The organism is Hoeflea prorocentri (genome assembly GCF_027944115.1).
Classification (GTDB): domain Bacteria; phylum Pseudomonadota; class Alphaproteobacteria; order Rhizobiales; family Rhizobiaceae; genus Hoeflea_A; species Hoeflea_A prorocentri.
On the sequence record NZ_JAPJZI010000001.1, the window covers coordinates 872,728 to 897,189 of the forward strand.

General features: G+C 58.1%; 19 protein-coding genes. 4 read left to right on the forward strand and 15 right to left on the reverse strand.

The window, feature by feature from the left end; all coding sequences use genetic code 11:
• Position 1 precedes the first annotated feature (1 nt).
• Positions 2 to 301 carry an AzlD family protein gene (locus OQ273_RS03995; RefSeq protein WP_267993020.1) on the forward strand — a complete coding sequence of 100 codons (300 nt, stop codon included), beginning with the start codon at positions 2 to 4 and terminating at the stop codon, positions 299 to 301.
• Here the strand turns inward: OQ273_RS03995 and OQ273_RS04000 are convergent, their stop codons facing one another.
• Entirely contained in the window at positions 302 to 2,134 is a 1,833-nt protein-coding gene (locus OQ273_RS04000; protein WP_267989182.1) for an aminopeptidase P family protein, read from the reverse strand.
• Positions 2,135 to 2,288: 154 nt separating this feature from the next.
• Here OQ273_RS04000 and OQ273_RS04005 point away from each other — a divergent pair, with 154 nt between their 5' ends.
• Complete coding sequence (locus OQ273_RS04005) at positions 2,289 to 2,462, forward strand: hypothetical protein (RefSeq protein ID WP_267989183.1); 174 nt, start codon at positions 2,289 to 2,291, stop codon at positions 2,460 to 2,462.
• 67 nt (positions 2,463 to 2,529) lie between these two features.
• On the opposite strand, the gene OQ273_RS04010 is transcribed toward OQ273_RS04005, so the two are convergent.
• The 3 genes from OQ273_RS04010 to ggt all read right to left on the reverse strand — a co-directional run bounded on the left by OQ273_RS04010 (position 2,530) and on the right by ggt (position 6,182).
• Positions 2,530 to 3,405 (reverse strand): 50S ribosomal protein L11 methyltransferase, encoded by an 876-nt coding sequence (locus OQ273_RS04010; RefSeq protein WP_267989184.1) that lies wholly within the window; start codon positions 3,403 to 3,405, stop codon positions 2,530 to 2,532.
• An 87-nt stretch (positions 3,406 to 3,492) separates the two neighbouring features.
• Positions 3,493 to 4,092, reverse strand: coding sequence for an SCO family protein (locus OQ273_RS04015; RefSeq protein ID WP_267989185.1), 600 nt, complete (start codon positions 4,090 to 4,092; stop codon positions 3,493 to 3,495).
• Positions 4,093 to 4,421: 329 nt separating this feature from the next.
• Complete coding sequence (gene ggt / locus OQ273_RS04020) at positions 4,422 to 6,182, reverse strand: gamma-glutamyltransferase (RefSeq protein ID WP_267989186.1); 1,761 nt, start codon at positions 6,180 to 6,182, stop codon at positions 4,422 to 4,424.
• A gap of 167 nt (positions 6,183 to 6,349) precedes the next feature.
• Here ggt and OQ273_RS04025 point away from each other — a divergent pair, with 167 nt between their 5' ends.
• Positions 6,350 to 6,850, forward strand: coding sequence for a CreA family protein (locus OQ273_RS04025; protein WP_276562301.1), 501 nt, complete (start codon positions 6,350 to 6,352; stop codon positions 6,848 to 6,850).
• Positions 6,851 to 6,856: 6 nt separating this feature from the next.
• On the opposite strand, the gene OQ273_RS04030 is transcribed toward OQ273_RS04025, so the two are convergent.
• From OQ273_RS04030 to OQ273_RS04065, 8 genes are all read right to left on the reverse strand, one after another.
• Entirely contained in the window at positions 6,857 to 7,711 is an 855-nt protein-coding gene (locus tag OQ273_RS04030) for a hypothetical protein (RefSeq protein WP_267989187.1), read from the reverse strand.
• A gap of 167 nt (positions 7,712 to 7,878) precedes the next feature.
• The gene (locus tag OQ273_RS04035) at positions 7,879 to 8,865 is read right to left on the reverse strand and encodes an NAD-dependent epimerase/dehydratase family protein (protein WP_267989188.1); all 987 of its coding nucleotides are present in this window, start codon (positions 8,863 to 8,865) and stop codon (positions 7,879 to 7,881) included.
• Positions 8,866 to 8,977: 112 nt separating this feature from the next.
• Entirely contained in the window at positions 8,978 to 10,957 is a 1,980-nt protein-coding gene (locus OQ273_RS04040; RefSeq protein WP_267989189.1) for a bifunctional 2',3'-cyclic-nucleotide 2'-phosphodiesterase/3'-nucleotidase, read from the reverse strand.
• A 189-nt stretch (positions 10,958 to 11,146) separates the two neighbouring features.
• Positions 11,147 to 13,618: an ATP-dependent helicase gene (locus tag OQ273_RS04045; protein WP_267989190.1), complete on the reverse strand. Its 2,472-nt coding sequence runs from the start codon at positions 13,616 to 13,618 to the stop codon at positions 11,147 to 11,149.
• A gap of 190 nt (positions 13,619 to 13,808) precedes the next feature.
• Positions 13,809 to 14,465, reverse strand: coding sequence for a DUF1826 domain-containing protein (locus OQ273_RS04050; RefSeq protein ID WP_267989191.1), 657 nt, complete (start codon positions 14,463 to 14,465; stop codon positions 13,809 to 13,811).
• A complete protein-coding gene (locus tag OQ273_RS04055; RefSeq protein WP_267989192.1) occupies positions 14,462 to 15,676 on the reverse strand; it encodes a GTP-binding protein in 1,215 nt (404 codons plus the stop codon). The genes OQ273_RS04050 and OQ273_RS04055 overlap by 4 nt, the downstream gene beginning before the upstream one ends.
• A gap of 239 nt (positions 15,677 to 15,915) precedes the next feature.
• The gene (locus OQ273_RS04060; protein ID WP_267989193.1) at positions 15,916 to 20,508 is read right to left on the reverse strand and encodes an autotransporter outer membrane beta-barrel domain-containing protein; all 4,593 of its coding nucleotides are present in this window, start codon (positions 20,506 to 20,508) and stop codon (positions 15,916 to 15,918) included.
• A gap of 360 nt (positions 20,509 to 20,868) precedes the next feature.
• Positions 20,869 to 21,099 carry a response regulator transcription factor gene (locus tag OQ273_RS04065; RefSeq protein ID WP_267989194.1) on the reverse strand — a complete coding sequence of 77 codons (231 nt, stop codon included), beginning with the start codon at positions 21,097 to 21,099 and terminating at the stop codon, positions 20,869 to 20,871.
• Positions 21,100 to 21,481: 382 nt separating this feature from the next.
• Between OQ273_RS04065 and OQ273_RS04070 the strand changes: the two genes are divergently transcribed.
• Positions 21,482 to 22,090, forward strand: coding sequence for a TetR/AcrR family transcriptional regulator (locus OQ273_RS04070; protein ID WP_267989195.1), 609 nt, complete (start codon positions 21,482 to 21,484; stop codon positions 22,088 to 22,090).
• 73 nt (positions 22,091 to 22,163) lie between these two features.
• Here the strand turns inward: OQ273_RS04070 and OQ273_RS04075 are convergent, their stop codons facing one another.
• The 3 genes from OQ273_RS04075 to OQ273_RS04085 form a co-directional block, all read right to left on the reverse strand.
• On the reverse strand, positions 22,164 to 22,601 hold the full coding sequence (locus OQ273_RS04075) for a GFA family protein (RefSeq protein WP_276562382.1): 438 nt from the start codon (positions 22,599 to 22,601) through the stop codon (positions 22,164 to 22,166).
• A 281-nt stretch (positions 22,602 to 22,882) separates the two neighbouring features.
• A complete protein-coding gene (locus OQ273_RS04080; protein ID WP_267989197.1) occupies positions 22,883 to 23,215 on the reverse strand; it encodes a DMT family transporter in 333 nt (110 codons plus the stop codon).
• A 137-nt stretch (positions 23,216 to 23,352) separates the two neighbouring features.
• Entirely contained in the window at positions 23,353 to 24,393 is a 1,041-nt protein-coding gene (locus OQ273_RS04085; RefSeq protein ID WP_267989198.1) for a LacI family DNA-binding transcriptional regulator, read from the reverse strand.
• Positions 24,394 to 24,462: the final 69 nt, after the last annotated feature.

Here is a 24,462-nt window from a genome sequence, read left to right on the forward strand (position 1 = left end):
TATGTCCGATATCACGTGGATCATCATTGCCGGCGCGCTTGCGACCTACGCCACGCGCGTGGGCGGACATCTCGTTTTGTCGCGTTTCCGGCATATTCCGCCCCGGGTCAGTGCCGCGCTTGATGCTGTTCCTGCTGCCGTTCTTGCGACACTGGTCGCGCCCGCTGCCGTCTCCAACGGCCTTGCCGAGGCCATCACGCTGATCATCGTTGCGATTGCCTCGCTTCGCTTCAACCTGATCATGGTGTTGCTGATTGGCGCTGCCGCGATCATCTCGCTTCGCGCAGCAGGTCTTGGCTGATTACGCGGCGATTGACGACGTCATCCTTGCAAGCCAATCCTTTTCATCGGCATCCTGCAGCAGCGGTGTGAGAGTTTCGCGCACGTTCCGGTGATAGGCGTTGAGCCAATCAAGTTCATCCGGCGACAAGAGTTCGGGCACGATCAGACGGCGGTCAATCGGGCACAGTGTGAGTGTTTCGAAGCCTGATATCGATGTGTCTCCGCCCTCGACCGGTTGCGGTTCAGTCACGTAGATGAGGTTTTCAATGCGGATGCCGAATGCGCCTTCGCGGTAGTAACCGGGCTCGTTGGACAGGATCATGCCGGGTTTTAACTCCTGAATCCCACGCTTCGATATGCCCTGTGGTCCCTCATGGACAGAAAGATAGGAGCCGACCCCGTGTCCGGTGCCGTGTGCATAATCGGCACCAGCCTTCCAAAGGGCGCTTCGCGCGATCACGTCAAGATCGACACCGCGTGTGCCTTCGGGAAAACGCATCAGGGTCAATGCAATCATGCCTTTCAGCACGAGCGTGAAGAAGCGTTTCTCCTCGTCCGTAACTGTGCCGATCGGTACCGTGCGGGTGATATCCGTTGTGCCGTCCTGATACTGACCGCCGGAATCCACGAGGTAGAGTTCTCCGGCTTCGAGTGTACGGCATGTGCCGGTCGTCACCCGGTAGTGAATGATTGCGCCGTTCGGGCCTGCGCCTGAGATGGTTTCAAATGAGATGTCCCTCAAGGGCATTTGAAGGCGTGCTCCGGTTTGGCGGCGGGCGGCTTCCAGCGCCTTGACGGCTGCGATTTCATCGACGCTTCCGGGCTGCTGCCGGTCCAGCCAGCAAAGGAACGACACCATTGCCGCGCCGTCACGCTTGTGCGCGTTCTGGCTGCCCTTGAGTTCGATGGCGTTCTTTTCGGCACGCGGGAGCCGGGCAGGATCGGGCTTTTCGACAAAGCGCCCGCTGTTTTCCGTCAGCAGATCGACAAGGCGGCAAGGGGTCAGCGCCGGGTCCAGCATGACCGAAACGTCAGATCGTCCGAGGTCGCGGATGGCGGTTTCCAGGGCATCAGGCGCTTCGATACGGCAGAGCGGTGCAAGGTGTTCGATCGCCATCTGTTCCAATTGTTCCGGATCGGCGAAGAGCCGGTTTTGATCCTGCCTTATGATTGCGAAGGCCAGCGGGTGAGGCGTGTGCGGCACATCGTTCCCGCGGATATTGAATATCCAGGCGACAGAGGATGGATCCGTCACAAGGCAGCAATCCGCACCGGCCTGATTGATCACTGAATATATTGCCTCTAGCTTATCCTTTGCGCTCCTGCCGGCAAACTCTTCCGGCTGAACCGTGATTGCGCCACGCGGCTTGGCGGGCCGGTCGGTCCAGATGCTGTCGACCGGATTGGCTTCGAGTCTTACAATGCGCGCATTTGAAGCGGCTGCGGCTTTCTCCAGGGCGCGAATGTCAAGGATCGTATGAAGCCAGGGATCAATGCCGATGCGCAAGCCGTTTGCAGCCTCGTCTTCAAGCCATTTGCGGGGAGGGGTGCGGATGAGGTCCTGCGGGGTGAAGACAGATGTGTCGACCTGTTGACTGACCTGGGTCTTGTAGCGCCCGTCCACGAAAACATGGGCTTCATCACGCAGGATCAATGCGATCCCGGCGGATCCGGTAAAGCCTGTCAGCCAGGCAAGCCGGGCATCGCTTTCCGGTACATATTCTCCTTGAAAGCGGTCGGAGCGGGGAACGAAAAAGCCGTCAATCCCAAGCTCATCAAAGCTGGTCCGCAGAAGCTCCACCCGTTCCTTTCCCTTGTCTGCAGAAGCCTTGTCTTCGAAATTCTGGAACATGAAATCTCCCAAGAAACAGCGTGATCTGAAAGCGGCTCAGCTTATGCGCCCCATGCAGGTCTACCATGCGGAAATCAGTCTAACCGGCCGGTTGAGCCGAGCGTATATATAGCCTCAACACCAGACTGGAAAACAGATCGAAAGGAACATTGTCATGCCCAAGTCTTTTTTCCGCAGTGCATTTAACCGCATCGCGGCTGCCCGCGAAGTCGAAGCCCGCCGTTATGTTGGCGGCGCTCTTTTGTCGCTGGACGATGAAACGCTGAACTCGCTTGGTTTTACCCGCGAGGAGCTGCGCCGGAACGCCAAGTCGCCATTCCCCTTCTGATCGGGAGCCGCTTGGCATAGTTCATACCCAATACGGCGCCCTTGAGGCGCCGTTTTGCATTTATGGGCTATCTTGACAGGTGAAGTGTCACCCAGCCGTCGCGCCACAGCGTTTGTCGGTGATAGAGCGCCTGCGCCTTGTAGGCCGCGAGCACCCTCATGCGCTGTTCGGCAAGAATCCCCGACAAGATGACATCGCCACCCTGGGCTAGATTACGGCTCAAACCCGGGGCAAGCGCCATGAGCGGTCGCGCCAGGATATTGGCGACGATGAGGTCAAATGGTCCTGACCGGGCAAATATATCGGCATGAAAACCTGCGGCTGTTTTGAGTTCGATGCGCCCGGCACACTGATTTTTCCTGGCATTTTCCGCCGCGACGGTGACGGCAACGGGATCGATATCTGTCGCCAGAATGGATGAGGCGGTGATTTTGGCTGCAGCAATGGCCAACACACCGCTGCCCGTGCCAAGATCGAGAATTCGCCTGTACGATCTTCGTTTTGCCAGTACATCGATCATCTCCAGGCAGCCTTCGGTCGTGCCGTGATGACCGGTGCCGAATGCGCGGCCGGCATCGATCTCAATCGCCAATTCACCGGTCTTGAGATTATGCCTGTCATGCGATCCGTGGACCACGAAACGTCCGGCGCGAACCGGCTGGAGACCTTCCAGCGAGTGGGCGACCCAATCGATATCCGGCAGCTCCTCGATCTCGAGCCTGGGAGGGGAAAATAGCGGCTCCAGACAGGCTGAAACAGAGCCGGCAAGGTGATCGCGCTGGTCTGCCTCGGCGTAAAGCGAAACTTCCCAGATATCCGTGTCCTCATCGATCTCCATAGTCGAGATCGGATAGCCATCATCCTCGAAGCGGTTGCTCAGAAGGTCGAGCGCTTTGGCGCACTCTCTTTGTCCGGCGGTGACGAACAGGCGTATCTGGTTCACGTATCAGCCTTCCCCGATATTGCGTGGAAGACAGCTTTAGTGCGTATCGTGTTTAAATGGAACCTGCAGAGGACCGGTGTCCGGGGATCAGCCCTTGATCAGGTTTTGCAGTTTTTTCACGGCTGTATCCGGATTCTCGCCATAGGCGATCGTTCCCTTGAAACGGCCGCCATTGTTGAGAAGGAAAACGGACGCCGTGTGGTCCATGACGTAATCGCCGTCAGGGTCGGACGTGTCAGTCGGCACCTTCTTGAAATAGATGTTGTAACCCTTTGCCATCTGACGGATGTCCTTCGGATCGCCGGTTATGCCGACGATACGGTCCGTCACATTCGATATGTACTGTCCAAGGATTTCGTGATCGTCCCGCTCTGGGTCCACCGTCACGAAATAGGCATTGACCAACTCGCCATTCGGATCGACTTGGCGCAGCCAGCCATCCAATTCAAACAGGGTCGTCGGGCACACATCCGGACAATGGGTGAAGCCAAAGAACACCGCTGTCGGCTTTTCCTGGAAAGCCGCTTCGGTTATCTGCGCACCGCTTTGGTCCACCAGATTAAAGGCAACCCCATAGGGTTTTTCAGCCGTTGCCGAACCTGATTTAGACCATTCGAATGCCAGCCATGCGAAGGCAAGGCCGAGAACAGCAATCAAAGCGATCAGGACATTTCTGACAACAACCATTTTGAATCTCCGCGAATGGTCACTCGATAACCGTGCGTCTGACAACCCTATAGTTATGGCTGGGATGCCGCCGAGTCACCGGGCCAATTTGACACATGTCAATTTGGGGCCGCCGGACATGTTTCAAAGGCACCAGGTCAGGCCCGCCGCTGTATAGGTTAGGAAAATTTCGGCGCTGTGATTGAACCATCCGGCAAAGGCCGCCCCCGTTGCAAGGACGGCAGCAAAAAAAGCCAGGGTGGCAATGACAAGCCGGGTCGGATTCGAGAACATGACCCTGATTATAGGGCTTAAGTGCTGCTTATCCAATCGGATTTGCGAGAACGGGTTTATTGCCCGTCCGCCATACCTTCACGTCTGGGGTCGGCGCCGCCCACAAGGCCATCTTCTTCGATGACAATGGCATGGAGGCCGGAGTTGAGATCGCGAATGTTGACCTTGTAGCCGAGCGCTTCCAGCGGGCCGGCAAGGTTCTCGGCCTCCGTTCCCTTCTCGATATCATAGGTCCCGAACCGGTTGACCAGGTGCGGCATGTTGATGGCCGATTGGACATCAAGGCCCCAGTCAATATGAGCAATGATCGCTTTCGCCACATAGCCGATGATACGACTTCCACCGGGTGATCCGATGGCCATATAGGGTTCGCCGTCTTTCATCACGATCGTCGGCGACATGGATGAACGCGGCCGCTTGCCCGGCTCCACGCGATTTGCAATGGGATAGCCGTTCCTGTGGGTACGGAACGAGAAATCGGTCAGCTCATTGTTGAGCAGGAAACCATTGGTCATCAACCGCGAGCCAAAGCCGTTCTCGATCGTGGTGGTCATCGAAATGACGCTGCCGTCGGCGTCGACAATCGAGAAATGACTTGTCGAGGGCAGTTCTATGCTTTCATCGTCGGCGAGATGCATTGCATGATCCCACGCCGGCATGCCGGGCTTGACCTCGTCCGTCAGGACCGTTCCCGGCTCCATAAGGCGGGCGCGTTCGTCGAGATAGGCTCGGTCGAGCAACCCTTCTGTCGGCATGGGGACAAAATCACTGTCGGCCATGTAGCGGCCGCGATCGGCGAAGGCGAGCCGGGATGCGTCGCCGATCAGCCGCCAGGTTTCGGCTCTGGCCGGGTCCATTGCCGCCATATCGAACGGCTCCAGCATGCCGAGGATCTGTCCGACGGTCAGAGCGCCGGAGGAGGGCGGTCCCATGCCGCATATCTCAAAGCTTCGATATTCGATGCAGACCGGCGGGCGCTCCTTGATGTCGTAATTTGCGAGGTCTTCGAGTGACAGGACGCCGGGATTATCCGGGTTGCCGGTTCGGACCGTCTCAACGATGGCGTTTGCAATGCCGCCTGTATAAAAAGCATCAGCCCCGTCTTTTGCGATGAGCTTCAGTGTTGCGGCATAGGCGGGGTTGGTCAAAAGATGGCCGACCGGATGCGATTGGTCGTCTGGCCCCAGAAAATGGGCCCGCGTTTCCTCATGAAGACCGAGGCGCTCAGCGTCGGCGCTGACCTGTTTGAAAAGGCGCTCCGAGAGCTCGAAACCGGTCTCAGCCAGATCAATTGCGGGCTTTACCAGCGTACTCCAGTCGAGTTTGCCATGTATCTTGTGGGTCTCGTAGAGCAGCTTCAACGTTCCGGGCGTGCCGACGGAACGACCACCGACGACGGCGTCAAAGAATTTTAGCGGTTCGCCGTTTTCGTCCAGAAATAGTGTGGGTGTCGCGGCCTTTGGCGCGGTCTCCCGACCGTCATAGGTGGTCAGGCGCCTGGTCTTGCTGTCGTAGTAGACGAGGAATGCACCGCCGCCTATGCCGGAGGATTGCGGTTCGACCAGGCCGAGGACCAGTTGCACCGCGACCATAGCATCAATGGCGTTGCCGCCGGCTGCAAGGACATCGCGTCCGGCTTTGACCGCATGGGGATTGGCGGCCGCGACCATGAAGCGTCTGGTTTTGACTGCTTCGCGGTCTGAAATGCCGGTGGCGATTTCGGGTGCGACACTATCGGCGGCATCCTGTGCCAAAGCCCACCCGCAAAGGGCAACCATGCCAGCCGCAATCGTTACTCTCAGGGCTGCTCTTTTCATCTTTGAAACCTCGCCGTTTTGCTGATCTTCAAACTCGTAACTATGGAATGGGCGGTGGCAGGCGTCCAGTCTCGGAATACAATCGGCATGGCAATTGTGATCAAGGGCTCGCAAACCCACGGGTCCAATCCCTATATGCGGCTGAAGGAAATGACCAGGAGGCAGAATTGCGGTTCATCAAACGTGCGGTCGCGGCGGGCGGCATTTTGACATTTGCATTTGCGGGTTTGGCTCAGGCCGAACAGGTTGGCGAGATCGGAGTCGACTGGCTCGGCAATGATATCGTCATAGAAGCGGTGCAGGATCCCGGCGTCTCGGGTGTAACGTGTCATGTGGCTTATTTTGAGCGCGGAGTTATCGACCGGCTGCAAAAGGGCAATTGGTTTGAAGATCCGTCAAATTCCTCCATTGCATGCCGCCAGACCGGGCCGGTGGTGATCGGCGACATAGAGCTTGATGAAGGCGGCGAAGAAATCTTCAAGCAGCGCCGTTCGATCGTCTGGAAAAAACTGGTGATCAAGCGCGTTTATGACAAAGTGAACGACACGCTGATCTACCTGTCGCATTCGCGGCAGGTGCAGGACGGATCAGCAAAGATGTCGCTCTCGACCGTGCCTCTCTACGGGCAGGACGTGACCTGGACCAACGGCAAGCCTGAAAAGCCGTAAGGGTTCTCAGGCCCTTAGTTTTTCCCGACCGACGGCAAAGGCGCTGTCAATAAAATCGGACAGTGCGCCATCGGTATCGTCCAGGGTGAGAACTTCGCTTGCCGTTGCGACGGCGCCGACAAAACCATCCGTATGCCAGTGGCCCGGCGTGGGCAGGGGCGGCAGGCTGTCCGCGCTCAGATGCGGCCATGGATTAACGTAAAAATACGGCTCGCTGTAACTTGAATCGCCGGGTGACATACCGACGCCGACGCCGCGCGCGGCACCGTTGCCATTCGTTTCGAACGCGACATAGGTGGCAATGTCGAAATGATGCGGCCAGCAATAGATCGGGCCGGGTCCGGGCGATATGGAGTCGTTTTTGGAAGCAAATGTCAGCAATTGCCGGCTTGCCAGATCGTACCAGCGGCCGAGCGCCAAAAGAGCCGGCTCAAGCCCGGCGCTTTTGAACCTGTCGATATCGGCGACGTCCCTTGGCAGTTTGAACGGGTGTTTTACAGCCGATGCCGGATAAAGGCCGTGCTCGATCAGTCCTTCATCAAGCCAGGCCAGGCAGTCCGCTTCCGAGACATCGTCCAGCTCGAGTATGGCAATGGCCTCACCGCCTCGAACCAGGCGCATGGTGAGCGGGGAAAGCGTAATCTGTATGAAAATCAGACCATCGTGACTGTCCATCGGGTCAGTCTCAAAGGCGCCGCTTGCCGCGTTCCATCGCAAGGCGGTGTGGCTGTAGTCCGGTCTGGGCGCGAGATTGGCCAGGGCCGCCAGGGCCGCGATCTGGGTGGCGTTGTGGGCCATGCTTCTTGCACCGGCAATGTCTTCCGGTGGTGTGGTCGCGAGAAGTTCTGACGTTGAGAACATTGTCATCCTCCTTAATTCGGGGCGCGGGCTCCTTCCATACGCAATAATGCCTTCTGTGCGCCGGGTCCCATCCATAACGCACGAGGTCGCTCCGGCTTTATATAGGGCACGGTTGGGTCGTTTTTATGTCGCTGTTGGTCGTGGCCCTTCCGAACGCAATCAGGGCATTAGTGGTCGACCGGGTAGGGGCCTTCGTCGAATATCTGTGAATGATAGCCCTTCAGGCCCAATGTCTGTGCCATGGGGCCGAGAACCGGCTCACCGGCTTTCAGGCGCTCAAACAGGTGACGATAATCATATCGAGGCTGCCATCCGAGTTCGGACCGGGCCTTTTCGTTTACATAGACCCGGTCGATATCGGCAAACATGCTCCATCCACGTTGCTCATATTGGGCCGCGAGATCGGGCAGCCTGCGCCGGAAGACTGCATTGGGGTCTGTTCGCAGGTCCGCCAGATCTTCCTTGCGAAACGGCGTAGTCGTACTGACGATGTAGGTACCGAAACCGGCTTGCGGCGGCTTTTCCAGCGCGAGCAAATGCGCCTCCACCGCGTCTTCAATATCGACGCGCCGAAACAGGAACTCATTGGCTTTTGCATTTTCGTCTTCAAACCCGTTACGGATTTCCGAACGGTCGTCGGCCTCCGGAAAGAAGCGGGATGTCCGCAGGACGGCGACCGGCAGGTCGTGTTTTGTCGCGATGAGCCGGCACAGGTTCTCTGCCGCCAGCTTGGTGATGCCATAGATGTTTTTCGGCACCGGCACGACATCTTCGGTGATCCATGCGGCCGGTTCACCCGCAGCAGGCGACATGGCCATGCCGAAAACGCTGGTGGTGCTGGTAAAGACAAAGCGACGCGTGGCAGATGCGGCGGCTTCTTCCAGAAGGTTCAGCGTCCCAGTTATATTCGTGTCGATGAAATCCTGCCTGCCATGGGTTGCAACATGCGGTTTATGCAGCGTTGCGGCATGAATGACCGCATCCACATCCTGCATAGCCGAGCTCACAAAGGATCTGTCGGCGATCGAGCCCACCAGCGTTGTGAAGGGCGATGCCTTGATATCGAGGCCGGTCACTTTGTGGCCACGTGTCTGCAGCGTGCGCACCAGCGCTTCGCCGAGATGTCCGGCGCTTCCTGTAACAAGTATCGTCATGGTTTTGTTCTACCACGCGCAAGCGCAAACCAAATGGTTGATCCGGGCAATCCCACAAAAAAGCAAAAGCGCCGCACAAAGGCGGCGCTCCTTTTCAATCCGGTCGGGTTGATCACATCTTGATACGATATTTGGCGAACCCTTCGTTCCCTTCGCCGGCATCCTCGATCGTGACGTCGCGGACATCGTTCATGAAGGCCTTGGCCTTGGGGCCTGTTTCAAAGATGGCCGTGGCCCCTTCAACCGGGCTGAACGACCAGTTGCTGTCGGCGGATGGGTTGATCGTGCCCTGATCGACGATGTAGCGGACAATGACATCGCGGTTGGTGTCGGGACCGACAAAGATGACCACATCATCATCAATGCCCGGGAAGTTGCCGCCGCCACCGGCGCGGTAATTGTTGGTAGCAACAACAAATTTCTGATCAGGATCAATGGGTTCGCCATTATATTTCAAGTCGGTGATACGGTTGGCATTTGTGTCGAGCAATTCGCCTTTCGGGTCGTATTTCGATGGCTGGGTCAGATCGATGCGATAGGTGACGCCGTCGATGACATCGAAATTATAGGACGGGAATTCATTATTGATGAGTGCCTGATCTTCCTTGCCAGGTTCGATCCGGTTGAAGATGCCGGCGGAGCGCTCCAGCCAGTCCTTCACTTGAGCACCGGTGATCGCCACGGCGCGCACTGTGTTCGGATAGAGGTACAGGTCGGAAACGTTCTTGATGGCCACATCGCCGGGTGCGACGTCGGTGTAGTAATCCGGACCGCCGCGGCCACCGGCCTTGAACGGGGCAGCGGCCGAAAGGATCGGCAGGCCTTCCCATTCGGTGCCCTTCATCATCTGGTCGATATACCAGGTCTGGGCCTGGCTGACGATCTGCACGGACGGATCGTCGGCGACCAGCGCAAAATAGGAGTGGAGTGGTGCGGAGGTCTTGCCGACCGCGCGGCGGACATAGGCGAGGGTTTCGTCATGTTCTTTCTTCACTGAATCCAGAACGTCCTGCTGGTCCTCGACCACCGGAATGACCTTGCGGCCGTCGCGTTCGTAGATGGACGGGGCCGAGGTTGTGAAACCGGCGATTTTCCACTCATTGCCGTCGCGTTCGAGCATCAGGTCAATGATGCCGAGATGTGAGCCCCAGAAACCGCCCATGGCGGCGGGTTTGCCGAAGAGGGTTCCCTTTTCGGCATCGATGCCGGGCATGCCGGCATATTTCGGGCCGGGGAAGACAAGGTGATGGTGACCGGTGAAGACGGCATCGATGCCGTCTACATCCGCAAGGTGGAGCGAGGCGTTTTCCATGCCGTCGCTGCGGTCGTTTGCATCAATGCCCGAGTGCGAGAGGGCAACGATAATATCGGCGCCGGCTTCCTTCATTTCAGGCACCCAAGCCTTTGCCGTGTCGACGATGTCACGGGCGTTGGCCTTGCCCTCCAGGTGGCGGCGGTCCCAATTCATGATCTGCGGCGGCACAAAACCGATCAGGCCGACGCGGATCGGGTGTTCCTGACCGTTGCCGTCCTTGATCATGCGGTCGATGATGACATAGGGCTTGAGGAAGAGTTTGTCGTCGCGTGGCGTTCCAGCGAGCGCTCCCTTGACGACATTTGCCGAGACGACCGGGAAATCGGCTCCGTTCAGTGTCTTCATCAGGAAATCGAGGCCGTAGTTGAATTCGTGGTTGCCAAGGGTCGAGGCATCGAATTCGAGCGTGTTCATGGCCTGGATGATCGGATGCATGTCGCCGTCCTTCATGCCGCGCTCATAGGCAATGTAGTCGCCCATCGGATTGCCCTGAAGGAAATCGCCATTGTCGACCAGCAACGAATTGGTCGCTTCGTCGCGGAATTTGCGGATGAGCGTGGCGGTGCGTGACAGGCCGACGGAATCGGACGGGCGATCACCATAATAATCGTAGGGGAAGACATGGACGTGCAAGTCAGTCGTCTCCATCAGGCGCAGATGCGCCTGGTTGCCGGAGGCAAAGGCCGAAAACGGGTGCAAAAGCGCCAGCGAACCAGCTGCAGCGGTTCCTGCCAGGAATTGGCGGCGGCTGAGGTTTTCCAGAGTTTTGATTGTCATGTGAAGCTCCCTGCATCGTCCGGCTGTCCGCCATTTCGGGGCGTTTGTACCGGATCGGCCTTGTCGTTTGAATTTTCAAGAGGATCAGTCTAATCCCGGCGGGACTATGCGTCCATAATCACTGCAAATTTGTGACAATGCAGGGTGTTGTCGGCGCTGAATTCATGAAGAGCTCTGGCGGCCCGGCGATCACTTTGTTTTTTCGACATAATTGTCGAGGACGCGCTTCTGGCCGGCCTTGTCGAAATCGATGGTCAGCTTGTTTCCGTCAATCGATGCGACATTGCCGTTACCGAATTTGAGGTGGAAAACCCGGTCGCCAATGCTGAAATCCGACGGCTCGTCGGCGACGGAACGGGCGACAAGTTCGCCCTCTATCGTGCGGTTTTTGACCGAGGTGCGACCGGCTCCATAGCCTGAATCGGTTTCGCCATAGCCGATGCGCTCGACCGCGTGGCCGGAGCGCGATCCCCAGTTCTGCCGTGTCGCCTCGTTGCGGTTGATTTGGGCGCGGCGCCAGCCTGGCGTCTGGTAACTGCCGGAAAAGGGCTCCGCCTCGTCAAACCGCGATGCCCCGTAGCCGCCGCCCACACCCGTTGCGCCATAACCGCCGTAGGATGTCTCGCTCTCGGCGACATCGGCGTGTTCGGAGGGAAGCTCATCCAGAAAGCGCGAGGGGATGGTCGATTGCCAAAGCCCGTGGATACGGCGGTTGGAGACGAACCAGATATGACAGTTCATCTTGGCGCGCGTGAGGCCGACATAGGCGAGGCGGCGCTCTTCTTCGAGGCCTGAGCGTCCGCCCTCGTCAAGCGCGCGCTGATGGGGAAACAGGCCTTCTTCCCATCCCGGCAGGAAGACGGTTTCGAACTCCAAGCCCTTGGCCGAATGCAGCGTCATGATGGAGACGGCGTCAAGATCCTCGTTCTGTTCGGCGTCCATGACGAGGCTGACATGTTCGAGGAAGCCGCGCATGGATTCAAAATCCTCCATGGAGCGGATCAGTTCCTTCAGGTTGTCCAGCCTTCCGGGTGCATCGGCGGAGCGGTCGTTCTGCCACATGGCCGTATAACCGCTTTCCTCCAGTATTTGTTCTGCAAGCTCCGTGTGCGGCGTGTTGTCCAGCAGGGAGGACCAGCGATGGAAGTTTTCCACGACGTCCGTCAGGGATTTGCGCGGGCGCGGCTTCATCTCCTCGGTCATGACGAGGTCGGATGCGGCCTTTAAAAGCGGGATATCGCGCGCTCTCGCATAATCGTGCAATTGCCGGATGGCAGCCTCGCCAAGGCCGCGTTTCGGTGTGTTGACAATGCGCTCGAAGGCAAGATCGTCCGCCGGCTGGCACACGACGCGGAAATAGGCCATGGCGTCGCGGATTTCGAGCCGTTCGTAAAAGCGCGGACCGCCGATGACGCGGTAATTGAGGCCGAGCGTGACGAACCGATCCTCGAATTCGCGCATCTGGAAGGAGGCGCGCACGAGGATCGCCATATCGTTGAGCCTGTGGTCGCGCCTTTGAAGCTGCTCGATTTCCTCGCCGACGGCGCGGGCTTCCTCCTCCGAATCCCAGGCCGCATGCACCATGACCTTGTCATGATCGTCGTCGGCGAGATCGGTGAAGAGGGTTTTGCCGAGGCGGCCTTCATTGTGGGAAATCAGATGCGCGGCCGCGCCCAGAATATGGGCCGTGGAGCGGTAATTGCGTTCAAGCCGGATGACCACGGCACCCGGAAAATCCTTTTCAAAGCGCAGGATATTATCCACTTCCGCGCCGCGCCATCCGTAGATCGACTGATCGTCATCGCCGACGCAACACACATTGTGCGATCCCTGCGCGATGAGGCGCAGCCACAGATATTGCGCCGTATTGGTGTCCTGATATTCGTCGACAAGGACGTAGCGGAACTTGCCGTGATATTCCTTCAGCACATCCGGATGATTTTTGAAGATGCGGATCGGGTGGCACAGAAGATCGCCGAAATCGCAGGCATTCAGCGTCTTCAGACGGTTCTGATAGGCCTCGTAAAGCTCGCGCCCCTTGCCGTTGGCAAAGGCGCGGGCATCGCCCTCGGGAATATCCGCCGGGCCAAATCCTTTGTTCTTCCAGCCGTCGATCATCATGGCGAACTGCCGGGCCGGCCAGCGTTTGTCGTCCAGCCCCTCGGCCTGGATCAACTGCTTTAAAAGCCGAATCTGATCGTCCGTGTCGAGGATGGTGAAATCGGACCGGAGGCCGACAAGCTCGGCGTGACGGCGCAGGAGCCGGACGCCGATGGAGTGAAAGGTTCCGAGCCAGGGCATGCCCTCGACGGCCCCGCCGACCAGAACGCCGATGCGTTCCTTCATCTCGCGCGCGGCCTTGTTGGTGAAGGTGACGGCGAGGATCTGGCTGGGATAGGCTTTGCCGGTGGCCAGGATATGGGCGATGCGGGTTGTCAGAACCCGCGTCTTGCCGGTGCCCGCGCCGGCAAGCACCAGAACCGGCCCGTCAATCGTCTCGACGGCGCGGGTCTGTTCCGGATTAAGACCTTCCAGATAGGGCGCAGAAACCGAGGTTTTGTTGCGCGCCGCCATGGCACGCGCCGCAAGACCGCCGCTCGCAGGGGAGGGCGCACTGCTGTCTTCGCCAAAAAAAGGTATGTCTTCGTCCGGGCCGGCCATTCTTCCCAATGTAGTGATTCGGGTCGGAAAGACCAGCAACCAATGTGTTTGCACCGCGATTTTGTTCTCGAATCGTTCGAGGGCAAATCCGAAAACCGATAAAAGGTCGGCAAGCCGGTGTGAGCACAGAGGCTTCTCTCGCACCAATGCGCCCTATGCAGGCGACCGGCGGCATTCCGGTCACCGGTTTTTAAGCTGCTGCGTCTATAACCAGGAGCAGGCGCGGTCCGGACGCTGCTTGTGCACCTGGCGAACGGTGAAGGAGCGAAGAGCGCTCACCGGACGCCCATGTTGCGCCTCGAAACAGCCCGACCGAACCGGTATTCATGGTTCTGATGCGCTCCGGCTCTTGCCGATGGATCTCGGGAACATATTCGGTTCCAGGCCCGCGGTAGGTGCAAAGAAGACGGGCAGGCACGTTATCGAGATGAAATTTTGGGCACATTGCCCCGTCTGAAACGTCTAACCGGATTTGCACATAGTCGGTTTTCATCACGTCACCGTAGATCAGAGCCAATGCTCCGACGTCGCCGGCGAGCATTTTTTGCTCGGGTCCCGGTGGTGTTTTTGCAATTTTGCATGCTGTTCGCACGGCCTCCTCTGCAAGTTCGACAGGAACAGTGACCCGCAGGTTCGGCAGTTGTTCGACCGCAAGGGCGTCTATCCATGTCTGGAAAGACGTATGGGGATTTCTTTGCCAGATCGCGGCGCCCACGCCCGGCGCGGTTATGTCGGCAAGAATCTCGGCCTGCCGACCGATGACGACATCCTGCGCCGTCTGCTGGCGGGCGACCGGCCGGTTCGAAATTGTATGGCCGTGGTTATGTCCAGAGAGCAATTGGCTCATGCCGCCTGTTGTCTCCGTTGCCATTTCGGGAACGGGTCGGGGAGGTCCGCGAATGCCGTCAGATCATCTCCGGTGTTGTCCTGCATGAGGCAGTCGTCCAATCCGCTCTTGATCGCCGGCCAGTCGATGCCGGAGCCGATAAACACGATCTCCTGGCGTCGATCCCCGAACGGTTCTACCCACAGATTCTTGAGATAGGATCGTAGTTGCTCATTGTCTGGAAGACGGCTGCTTGGCACCGAAGCCCACCATGTGCCAATCGGGCTGACGCTCGACAGGGCGCCGGCCAGGGAAAACTCCGCCACCCAGTCCGGCCTTGTCGCAAGCCAGAAATGTCCCTTGGCGCGAATAACTCCAGGCAGCGGCCCGTTCAAAAAAGCGTGGATTTTCTGCGGATCAAACGGGCGGCGCGCCCGGTAGACATATGAGGCAACGCCATATTCCTCAGTTTCCGGAACATGATCCGCGAAACCGTAGAGTTCCTTGGCCCAGTGTGGATGCTCCTGGGCTTTTTCAAAGTCGAACAGCCCGGTGTTCAGGATATCCCCTGCCGCAATATTTGAATAATCGGTTTCCATGATTTTTGCGTCGGCATTCAAGCTTCGGATGATCTTGCGGGCGGCATCCACCTGTCCCGGTTCGGCGGCACTGACCTTGTTGAGCACAACGATGTCTGCAAATTCAATCTGGTCGGTCAGGAGATGGACAAGCGTGCGTTCATCCTCCTCTCCCATTGTCTCGCCGCGGTCACTGAGGAAATCGTGGCTCGAGTAGTCTTTCAGAAGATTAACCGCGTCCACCACCGTCACCATCGTGTCCAGACGCGAGACATCCGACAGGCTGTTTCCGTCCTGGTCTGTGAAATCGAAGGTGGTTGCCACGGGAAGGGGTTCGGAAATTCCGGTTGATTCAATGAGAAGATAGTCAAACTTCCGCTCCTCAGCGAGGCGGCGGACTTCCAGCAGCAAATCGTCGCGAAGGGTGCAGCATATGCACCCGTTCGACATTTCGACCAGGGTTTCGTCAGTCTTGCTCAAATCCGCACCGCCGGCCCGGATCAGGTCCGCGTCGATGTTGACTTCGGACATGTCGTTCACGATCACTGCCACCCGCAGCCCTTCGCGGTTGTTCAGAACCTGATTGAGTAGGGTGGTTTTACCGGCTCCAAGAAATCCGGACAGGACGGTTACAGGCAGTCGTGTATCGGTCAAAGCTCGATCTCCATAGAAATGTAACGTTATTACGTTACGTCTATAGCGCGCCCCGTGTTTTGATGGCAAGGCTTTTGGTTTCATGTCCTGCTGCTGCTTTGGTCACGATGTGCGAGGCCGGCTTCGTTCCGCACCGGTTTGATCGACGTTCAACGTCCGCCGATCCTTGGGACCAGGACGGATTGTCGTGAATTTTTTCCTGTTGACATTGCCGGCGGGCTCTATCGCGCCCGGCGGCTCTAGAACTTCATCTTCAGGCCGCCGCCGAGACGATGACTGTCTCCACCGTCGAAGAATGTGCCCTCATAGAAGAACTGGGCGGTCGTTGATGGGTTGAAATCCAGGTCGAAACCGGCGGCGGCGACAAACCCGCTGTCAGCCTCGATTGCGCCGGCACTGGAAAAGCTGCTGCCGGCGGCGGCCAACGCAGTGGATCCGACAACGAGGTTGTCATCGCCAAATCCCCATTCCCAGTGGAGGCCGCCCCGCGGTCGGAACATCGTGCCGCCGTCAAGCTGCGTGACAGCGCTTAACTCGAAACCGGTGCGCAGGTAGCCGCGGCCGAAATCAGCAGCGCTATAGGCCTGGTTGAGAATGCCTGCGCCGGTCTCCGTGAAGTTGTTGCGATGGCTATAAACATAGCCGAGCGCTGCCGCAGGTGCGACGCGCAGACCGTAGGCCTGACCAAAGCCAAGCCGTGGCGCGATGTCGTAGGCACCTGCGAGTGAAGCGGCGAGCAGATGGCCGCCGGCGTTGCCGGTGGCAATGGCGATCCCGCCGCCTGCCGGAACAGCACGGGTGAAGTCATAATCCTGCAGGCCGTAGGACAATTGCGCCAAAAGCCGCATTGGGCCCTGCTCAATGCGCCCGTAAGCGCCGATATGGACCGTGTCGACATCTGACGAACCAGCACCGGAGGTGACATTGGAGCGTGTGTAGCCGATGGCGCCGCCGAGCAGCCAGTCGAACCCGGTTGCCGTGCCTTCAAAGTGGATGCCGCCGGCTACCCCATAGCTGTCGGCCTGATAACCGGGGGCGACGGCGGTCGTGTCCGCTTCGTCGAACCCGCCTAGTCCCGAAAGCCAGGCGGTGCGTGTCGGACGTGCAGCAAAACCGGCCGGTTGCGTATTGGCTCCATAGAAGCCTTTGGCGAGGCCCGAGCCGGGGGTCGCTGGCTTGGGCGCGTAGGTGTTGAGCATGGTACCGTCATCGACGACAACGCTTTGCCCCGTGCCGTTGCCGGTCATGCGGTCCAGAAGCACGCTGCCGAAGAGCCGCCCCGTTCCGATTTGCGCCTGCTGCGCATTGGGCACAATGGATTTGTCCGACAGGTTGCCGCCGCCCATTGCGGCAACGAGACTGAGCACCACTTCCTGGCCACCGTCGCCGCCATCAACGGTCTGCGGCATCACGTCGAGATCCGGCAGATTGTCGTTGATTGTCGCAAATGTGCCCGATACGGCGTCTGCGCTGTCGATGATCGTGTAGGTCTGGCCCTCGGCAAAGGCGTTGAGCATGCCAAGGCCGGTCACCGCCAGTGTGCCGCCCAGCGTCGTTGTTCCGTCGACATTGACCAGATCGGTCTGGTCTGGCGCCTCGATCTCGATAGCCAACGTTCCGTCAGCGGCCAGAACCAGATCGCCGCCAACGTTGAAGGTACCGATGGAGTTGCCCGGCGCGAAGGTGCCGCTATTGGTGAAATTGCCTGATGTGCCCATGCCCTGGACAAGGCCGCCCGCCAGATTGGTGATGTTGCCGACCATTTGATCCGTGCGGAATGTCGCGCCTGATGCGACGATGACATCGATATTGGGCTGATCCGTGCCGATGATGCCGAGCCCTTCATCAACCTCGTAGTCGAGCATGCCGGCGAACGGCACGCCACCTACGGTCAAGGTGCCCGTACCGGTCTTGGTGATGGCCTCGAAATTTGTGAAGTTGGGTATATTGACCGTCGGATCGAACATGTCGTCGGCACCGGCGCCGGCATTGACGACAACACGGTCGCGGTCATCGCCGCCATCCACAAATGCATCTTCGGTAAAGCCCTGATAGAGGAACCGGTCCTCGCCGGCACCCAACAGCGTGATGCCGTTGATGACCGCCGTCTGGCGGAAGATTGCCGTGTCATTGCCGTTGCCCAAATCGATGGCCGTGCCGTTGCCACCGGTCAACGTTCCCGCAATGTCGACCGTTGTGGCGTTTTCCAGGTCAATGTCCCGCGTTGTGTTGTCACCGGTGATTGGATCGACTTCGCTGATCGTGGCACGTGCGTCATCGAAGATGCCGGTGCCTTGAGCAGAAGACACTCTGCCTCCGTTTTCGATAACGATTGAATTCACAGAAGTCTGGAAACCTGGGGGGAGGAAAAAGTCGATTGCCGGTCCGACGATGATGCCCGCGCCGTTTGCCCCGGCTGCCTTCACATCGCCGCCAGCCTTCACCGTGATCTGACCTATCCGTGCAAGGACAGCAATGCCGTGAGAACTCGTGCCCTTGGCGTCGACCAGACCGTTTTCGACGGTCACTTTTCCGGTACCCGTCACGGCGACGCCGATCCCGGCCGATGGAGCGCTTTGGCCGGATTGGCTCAATGCGCCGTCGATCCCTTCGCCGTCGGTAAAGATGTCACCGGAAGAGATGATCTCGACATTGCTACCGACGAGGTCGCGTTCGTCGAACACGTCGTCGCCATTGTCAACGAAGTTTGAGAAACCGAAATCGGTGGCACCGATACCGATTGCCGCACCCCGTCTTGTCGGACCGTTGCCGCCCGTTGCCCGGATCGTTCCGATGTTGACCACCGGTTGACCGGTAATCACGCCCGATACGAAGGTATTTATACCGATTGCTGACCCGCCGACGCCGGTCCCGTCGCCCGTCAGTTCGGCGTCGCCACCGGTCGCGATAATCTTGGCAGCGTTCGAGAAGGAACCGATTCCGCTGTAGGTGACGCCCGTCGCGCCACCACCTCGAACTTCGATTGTCGACCCTGCTGAAGCGGTCCCTGTCGCAGCACCGCCCACTGCATTCACGTCACCTGTTTGTATGAAGCTGAACGGCCCATCGCCTTGATGACTGACGCCAAGCGCCTGCGCGCCGCCGCCATTCAGGACGGCCTCCATTCCCGAACCGTTCAGGTTCAGCGTCGCGATGCCTCCCGTCGCGTTAAATACGCTGTCTTCGGTCTTCGCAAATGCCGTGCCATTTGGCCCGCTTCGGGCGCCCATACTGAACCCGTGGGCACGGCCGCCATTGATGATCGCATTCATATTGGAACCCGTCATGGTGGCCATGACGTTGCCGCCTTTTGTGGTCACTGACCCGCCAATATCGTAGTCCAATTCGTCAGCGCTAAACAAACCGCCTCTCGCGTCGCTCCCGCCAAACCGGTTGATCCGTACGGTTTCATCCGGCGTGAATATGCTGCGGCTGTCGAGATCGTTGATCGTCGACGTGCCCGTGCCGACAATCTCGGCCTCGACATCCCCTCCGACTACATCGATATCGCCAGTGATGGTGGCACTCAGCTTCCGGGTGTCCGTATTACCTGAAAAGAACGGCGTAGACTCGAACGCAGACGCGCTGTTTCCTTGAACGTCGACCGCAACCAGACCGTCGGGGCTGTCGGCGCCATCGACGGCCTTGGCGACGAAGGTCGATTTCATATTGGTGACCCGGAGACCGCCATTCAGCGTGAAATCGCGCTCGCTCGGCTTGGTGATGAAGATGCCGACCTGGCCGGGTATCTCGGTGCGGACAATCGCCTTGTTCTGAGCGCCGCCGGTGCCCGTCGTGTTGGCGATGGACTGGGCGACCACTTCGCCGCCCGTCAGGCTCACATCGCCATTGATCGTAACGTTGGTTTCCTGTGCAAATGACACTTGATCGTCATTGCCAAACGGGTTGTTGCGAATGAAGAGGGCTCGGCCGCCGCTATGCTTGGCGATGACGGAGGCAATGGCGTCCGTGACCTCGCTCGAGGCGTCGATACCACCGCCGGAAACCGCGATGTTACCGTTTTGCGTGATGTCGATATTGCCGTTGGCTTCGATCTGATAGCCCATGTGCTGACTATCTAAATTCGTTCCTGTGCCGGCATCTGAAAATCGGGTGGAGAACACCCGCTGGTTCGTGCCCGGATTGGCGTTGCGGTTGACGTTGAGTTTGCGCTGACCGCCGTCCAGTATGACATTGCCAGTGTTGGTGAAGTTGATGTCGCCGCTGGCATCACGCAGACGAATCGCGCCGAACTGTCCCATCACGAAGTCGCGTTCGCCACCTGGAGCAAAGGTGTTTGATCGCCGGCTCACTGTTGCCGTCACTGTCGGGCGGGTGACGTCTATCTCGCCGATCCTGTCTATATCGATGCCTGTCCCGGTGATCAGAGAGAACGTCCCGAAATTATTGAGATCGAAATCACTGATGTTGGTCGCGTCGCGCATGGTCGCGCCGGTGATGTCACCGAAGATCGTTCCGGAAACAGCGCCGTCGGTGCGCCCCTCGAAACCCGAACGGCGCGTTCTCGAAAACGTCGTGTCGAGCATGATGTTGAACGGTGTCAGACCGGCGTCGAACACGATGTCCCGGTCCGTTGCACTCTCAAACCGGAGCCCGAACCCGCCGACGGTCGGGCCATCGACGGTGACGAGGCCGAAATCACTCGTGACTGCCCGGCCATCGGGGATCGAGCCCGAGCATGTCACCGAACCTGGCGCCAGCATACACTGCGCCTGCGCGACTGCCGGAAACAACGCCGTGCTCGCAAGCAGGGCTCCGATGATGAGACGTGCGCGTGAGCCTGGCGCAATCGCGCTCACAGATATCGGCAATGACCGCCTGCCGCCATGGCGTAATACTTGGTTCTGCCCGGGTGTGAGTACAAAAACGCTCGCAGGCCTCAGGAACCGTCGCTTGGACCCGCGCCGGGTTGCAGTCAACTTTTCTTGCATCGTGCGGGTTCGCAGCAGTGTTTCAGTTTCTTTGGCCATACCTGTCCCCCGACAGCTGAAAAATACACTTAAAGGTTGTATATTGGTTATGAAGCTGTCCAAGGTCAGAGTTAAAAGTCTGCTTGAAATGTGTCTACTGTCGAAACCTACAGTCGGTTGCGGTTTTTACCGCTTGGTCCTGTATTTTTTTCATCAACAAAGGGCAGGTTGGATCAAAGGCAATGCCGTTGGTCGCGTTCATCAGATCAACCCCAGCCGAATCGCCTTGGCCACGGTTTCGACGCGCGTCCGACATCCAAGCTTGGTGCGGGCGCTCGCAACATGGTACAAAATGGTGCGTTCGGCGATATTGAGCGTGTCGGCGGCCTGCGCATGGTTCTTGCCATCGGCAAGGCAGGTCAGCACTTCACACTCTCGGTGTGACAGCGGCGAGACCTCCTCTGAAGGCTTTGGCAAAATGCGGTCGGTCACTGGCTGTCGTCCCCATCCAGACGTGCCCGGCGCCGCCCCACACCGGATCGGCGTGGCCGGATTTCGGCATTAAACCGTCACCTTGAACCACAGCCTATCATTGTAAATTTTCTGAACTGACCGGTTAAATGTCAATATGGAAAATTTATTTTCATTTTGAAAATTTTCTGCTAATGACAACCTTGCTGTTTCGCCCTTTGCGTGCGGCTTTATTATTGATTTTAAAAGAAAAATAGTGACTGAAGGCGTGTGTTTTATACCCATGATTGCGCTCATGCCTACGTGACCGCAGCAAAGTGGCTGTCAAAATGAAAAATTTCCTGAAAGTGCAGTTTCTTTGCGGACGCAAACGGCGCTAAAAAAACCGAAACGGACAGAGGCAATGGTCAAGAAAATATCGGAAATTCGGCGCCTGGAAATCGTCAAAGCGCTCTATGGCGCGATCGAGGCACGCGGGATCAATCTGCCGAGTTATGACAGGATCGCCGAGGAGGGCGGCATGTCGCGGCAGCTTGTGCGGCATTACTTTGAAAATGCCGACGACATGGTCATTGCACTGTGCGATATGCTGGCCGACACCTATCGCGACTGTCTGATGCGGGGCATCGTCTCGGCCGACGACAGCAAGCGCCTGAGCGTGTTTCTCGATTTCTATTTCGATCTCCTGTCGGAGAAGGGCTTGCCCAAGCCTGCGGACGATACGGTCTACGACGCGCTCTTTGCGCTTGCGGGAACCAACGCTGCCGTCCGTGAGAACCTGAAAAACCAGTACACGCTTCTCCAGATGACACTCGCCCATGAAATCCAGATCAGCTATCCGGATCTCAGCCCCAATGAGTGCCGGGAACTGGGCTATCTCATCGTGATCACCATGTACGGCCATTGGAAAATGGTCGCGACCCTGGGCTTCAGCCGCGACAACAACACGGTTGCCCGGCAAGCGCTCGACCGGCTGATCGAGTCATATGTTGCTGCGCATGAGGGGGGGTGAGGTAAGGGGTGTCGGATTGAGTTTTGGTTGCTATTTCAGACGAACCCTCGACCTGCTGTCCGGCCAGCCGACGCTACCCATTTTTTAGCCTGCCCTGGCTGAAGGCGATGCTCGGATCGGACGAGTGTTCGACATTATCTCCGAGGATTTCCACCCAGGCATGTTTTCGATGTTCGTAGACCGAAAAGCGCGGGGGAGGAAAACTTGTATCCGCAAACGCACCCACCGGGATCGCAATGACGCCTGGCCAGCCCTCAATGACGTAAGCAAGGGTCGAACCGCAGTCGGGGCAGAACTGGTAGGTCGCCTTGTGACCGCTGTCGGCGATCCGTTCCCAGACCTTGAAATTTCCGGAAATGACAACGTCAGCCTCGTTCCAGCGGGCTTGCGTTGCAAACGCACTACCGGAGCGTTTTTGACATTCCAGGCAGTGGCACACCGACACGCGCACCGGCTCACCTTCACAAGCCGCCCTGAGCTGTCCACATCTGCATGTCGCCGTCCGCTTCATCCGGCCGAAGATATCGAAACAGATTGGATTTAGAAAGGTCCGGCGGGGGCGCTCGAAGGCCATTGCGGATTCTTCGAGATATGTTCGCCGCGTCCGGTAATGCCCGTGATGCAAACCGCACTCGCCTCAAGAGGTCCGTTAAGTTCGGTTTGAAAACGGGAAGCCTCGGCGCAATCTGAGCTCGCCGCCGCTGAGTGTCATGCCGACGAACTGGTTGCCCGCTGCGCCTTTGCCGCATTGGGCACCTATGTCGGTCAAGATGCAGTTGTCGTGAAAGCAAACTAGGCCGTTTCGCTCATCAACGCCATTGCCGCAACGGCGCAACCAACGCCGGCGACCTGCCTTATCCCCAGTCCGTCGCCAAACCACAAGACACCGATCAGCACGGCAGCGATCAGGCTGAGCATGGAATAGAAAACGGTGCCCTGGCCGAGGCCGACGTGACGCATGGTGAAGTACCAGCAGACGGCCGTCAGTCCGTAGAGGATGATCCCCACCATCGTTGCAAAGGACACGAACCGGGCCTTGTCCGCTGCGGATTTGATGACGACGTCACCGGCCAGGTCTATGAGGGCGGTGGCCAGGGCGAACATGAGTCCAAGCAAAAGCGGCATGGCGTTCTTTCCGGTGTTTCAGGGACAGCTGGAATCTTGTGCTGTTTCTGCGGTCGACGGTCAAGGCTGGAGCGACCCCTGGCGTGGATGGTGTCGATGTCCGATTGCAGAAAGCTTGCCGCGTAGGTAGCCCCGTATCAATCCGAAGGCGGCACGCCTGTCGATTCACGCACGACAAGACTGACATCTATCTCAATGGCCCTCGGAGCTTCCAACCTCTCAAGTCGGGCGAGCAATGTGTCGGCGGCACGACACCACATCTCCTCCGTCGGGATCTGAATCGTCGAGAGCGACGGCTTGAGGTGCTTGGAAAGGACCAGATCGTCAAAACCGATGACCGAGACCTGCCGTGGAATGTCTATGCCGCTGTTGTTTGCTTCAAGGATCGCACCGAAACCCAGGACATCATTGCCGCAGATGATTGCCGTTGGAGGCTCGGGGTGGCTCATGAGATGTCGGAACGCTGCGCCGCCTTCGTCGATTTCATAGCGTCTCTCGAGGATTCGTCTGGGCGGCATTTCAATGCCATGCTTTGACAGTTCCTTGCGAACGCCTTCGATCCGTTGCGCTGCCCTGTCATTGTCTTTGGCAATGCCGGCGATCATGCCGAATTCACGATGGCCGAGGTCAACAAGATATTTGGTGGCCAGGGCCGCTGCCTTGCTGTTGTCGAAGCCAACACAAAAACTGCCATCGGTGTCGTAAGTTCCGGTGTTCACAAAAGGTGTATGTTCCCTTTTCAGCATCTGAACGCATTCCGGCAGATGCGTGTTGCCCATCATGATTATCCCGGCCACCTGTTGGACGAGAAAATTCTGGCAGAGTTCATATTCCAGCTCGGGCTCATAGTTGCTGGAGCCCAGAAGCAGAAAGTAGCCTTTCGTATGCAGGTAAGATTGCAGGGCTTGAATGCCGGTTGCAAAAATCGAGTTGTCAATCGTTGGTATGATGGCGCCGATGACCCGGCTGTTTCTGCTGGAAAGAGCACGCGCTGCGCCATTGGGAATGTAACCGAGCTTCTTGATGGCTTCCTGCACGGCAGTGCGTGTTTTCTGTTTGGTGCGGTTCGGGGCGTTCAGCACCCGGGAAACACTTGCTGTCGAAACACCCGCCTCCCTTGCAACATCAAAGATGCTTGTGGCGTTTCTGTCATTCTTCGGTTGTAAAGGTTTTCTCAATTGCTGCCTCAAGACGAAGATTATGTGTATTGAAGATAGAATATCAAATCACTGAATTCAAACTAAATG

Excerpts from the sequence above, each read along its gene's own strand:
- OQ273_RS04030 (WP_267989187.1), bottom strand. The coding sequence starts at position 7,711 with ATGTTCTCAACGTCAGAACTTCTCGCGACCACACCACCGGAAGACATT.
- OQ273_RS04040 (WP_267989189.1), bottom strand. The coding sequence starts at position 10,957 with ATGACAATCAAAACTCTGGAAAACCTCAGCCGCCGCCAATTCCTGGCA.
- ggt (WP_267989186.1), bottom strand. The coding sequence starts at position 6,182 with ATGAAAAGAGCAGCCCTGAGAGTAACGATTGCGGCTGGCATGGTTGCC.
- OQ273_RS04005 (WP_267989183.1), top strand. The coding sequence starts at position 2,289 with ATGCCCAAGTCTTTTTTCCGCAGTGCATTTAACCGCATCGCGGCTGCC.
- OQ273_RS04035 (WP_267989188.1), bottom strand. The coding sequence starts at position 8,865 with ATGACGATACTTGTTACAGGAAGCGCCGGACATCTCGGCGAAGCGCTG.
- OQ273_RS04045 (WP_267989190.1), bottom strand. The coding sequence starts at position 13,618 with ATGGCCGGCCCGGACGAAGACATACCTTTTTTTGGCGAAGACAGCAGT.
- OQ273_RS04015 (WP_267989185.1), bottom strand. The coding sequence starts at position 4,092 with ATGGTTGTTGTCAGAAATGTCCTGATCGCTTTGATTGCTGTTCTCGGC.
- OQ273_RS03995 (WP_267993020.1), top strand. The coding sequence starts at position 2 with ATGTCCGATATCACGTGGATCATCATTGCCGGCGCGCTTGCGACCTAC.
- OQ273_RS04080 (WP_267989197.1), bottom strand. The coding sequence starts at position 23,215 with ATGCCGCTTTTGCTTGGACTCATGTTCGCCCTGGCCACCGCCCTCATA.
- OQ273_RS04075 (WP_276562382.1), bottom strand. The coding sequence starts at position 22,601 with ATGAAGCGGACGGCGACATGCAGATGTGGACAGCTCAGGGCGGCTTGT.
- OQ273_RS04070 (WP_267989195.1), top strand. The coding sequence starts at position 21,482 with ATGGTCAAGAAAATATCGGAAATTCGGCGCCTGGAAATCGTCAAAGCG.
- OQ273_RS04000 (WP_267989182.1), bottom strand. The coding sequence starts at position 2,134 with ATGTTCCAGAATTTCGAAGACAAGGCTTCTGCAGACAAGGGAAAGGAA.
- OQ273_RS04050 (WP_267989191.1), bottom strand. The coding sequence starts at position 14,465 with ATGAGCCAATTGCTCTCTGGACATAACCACGGCCATACAATTTCGAAC.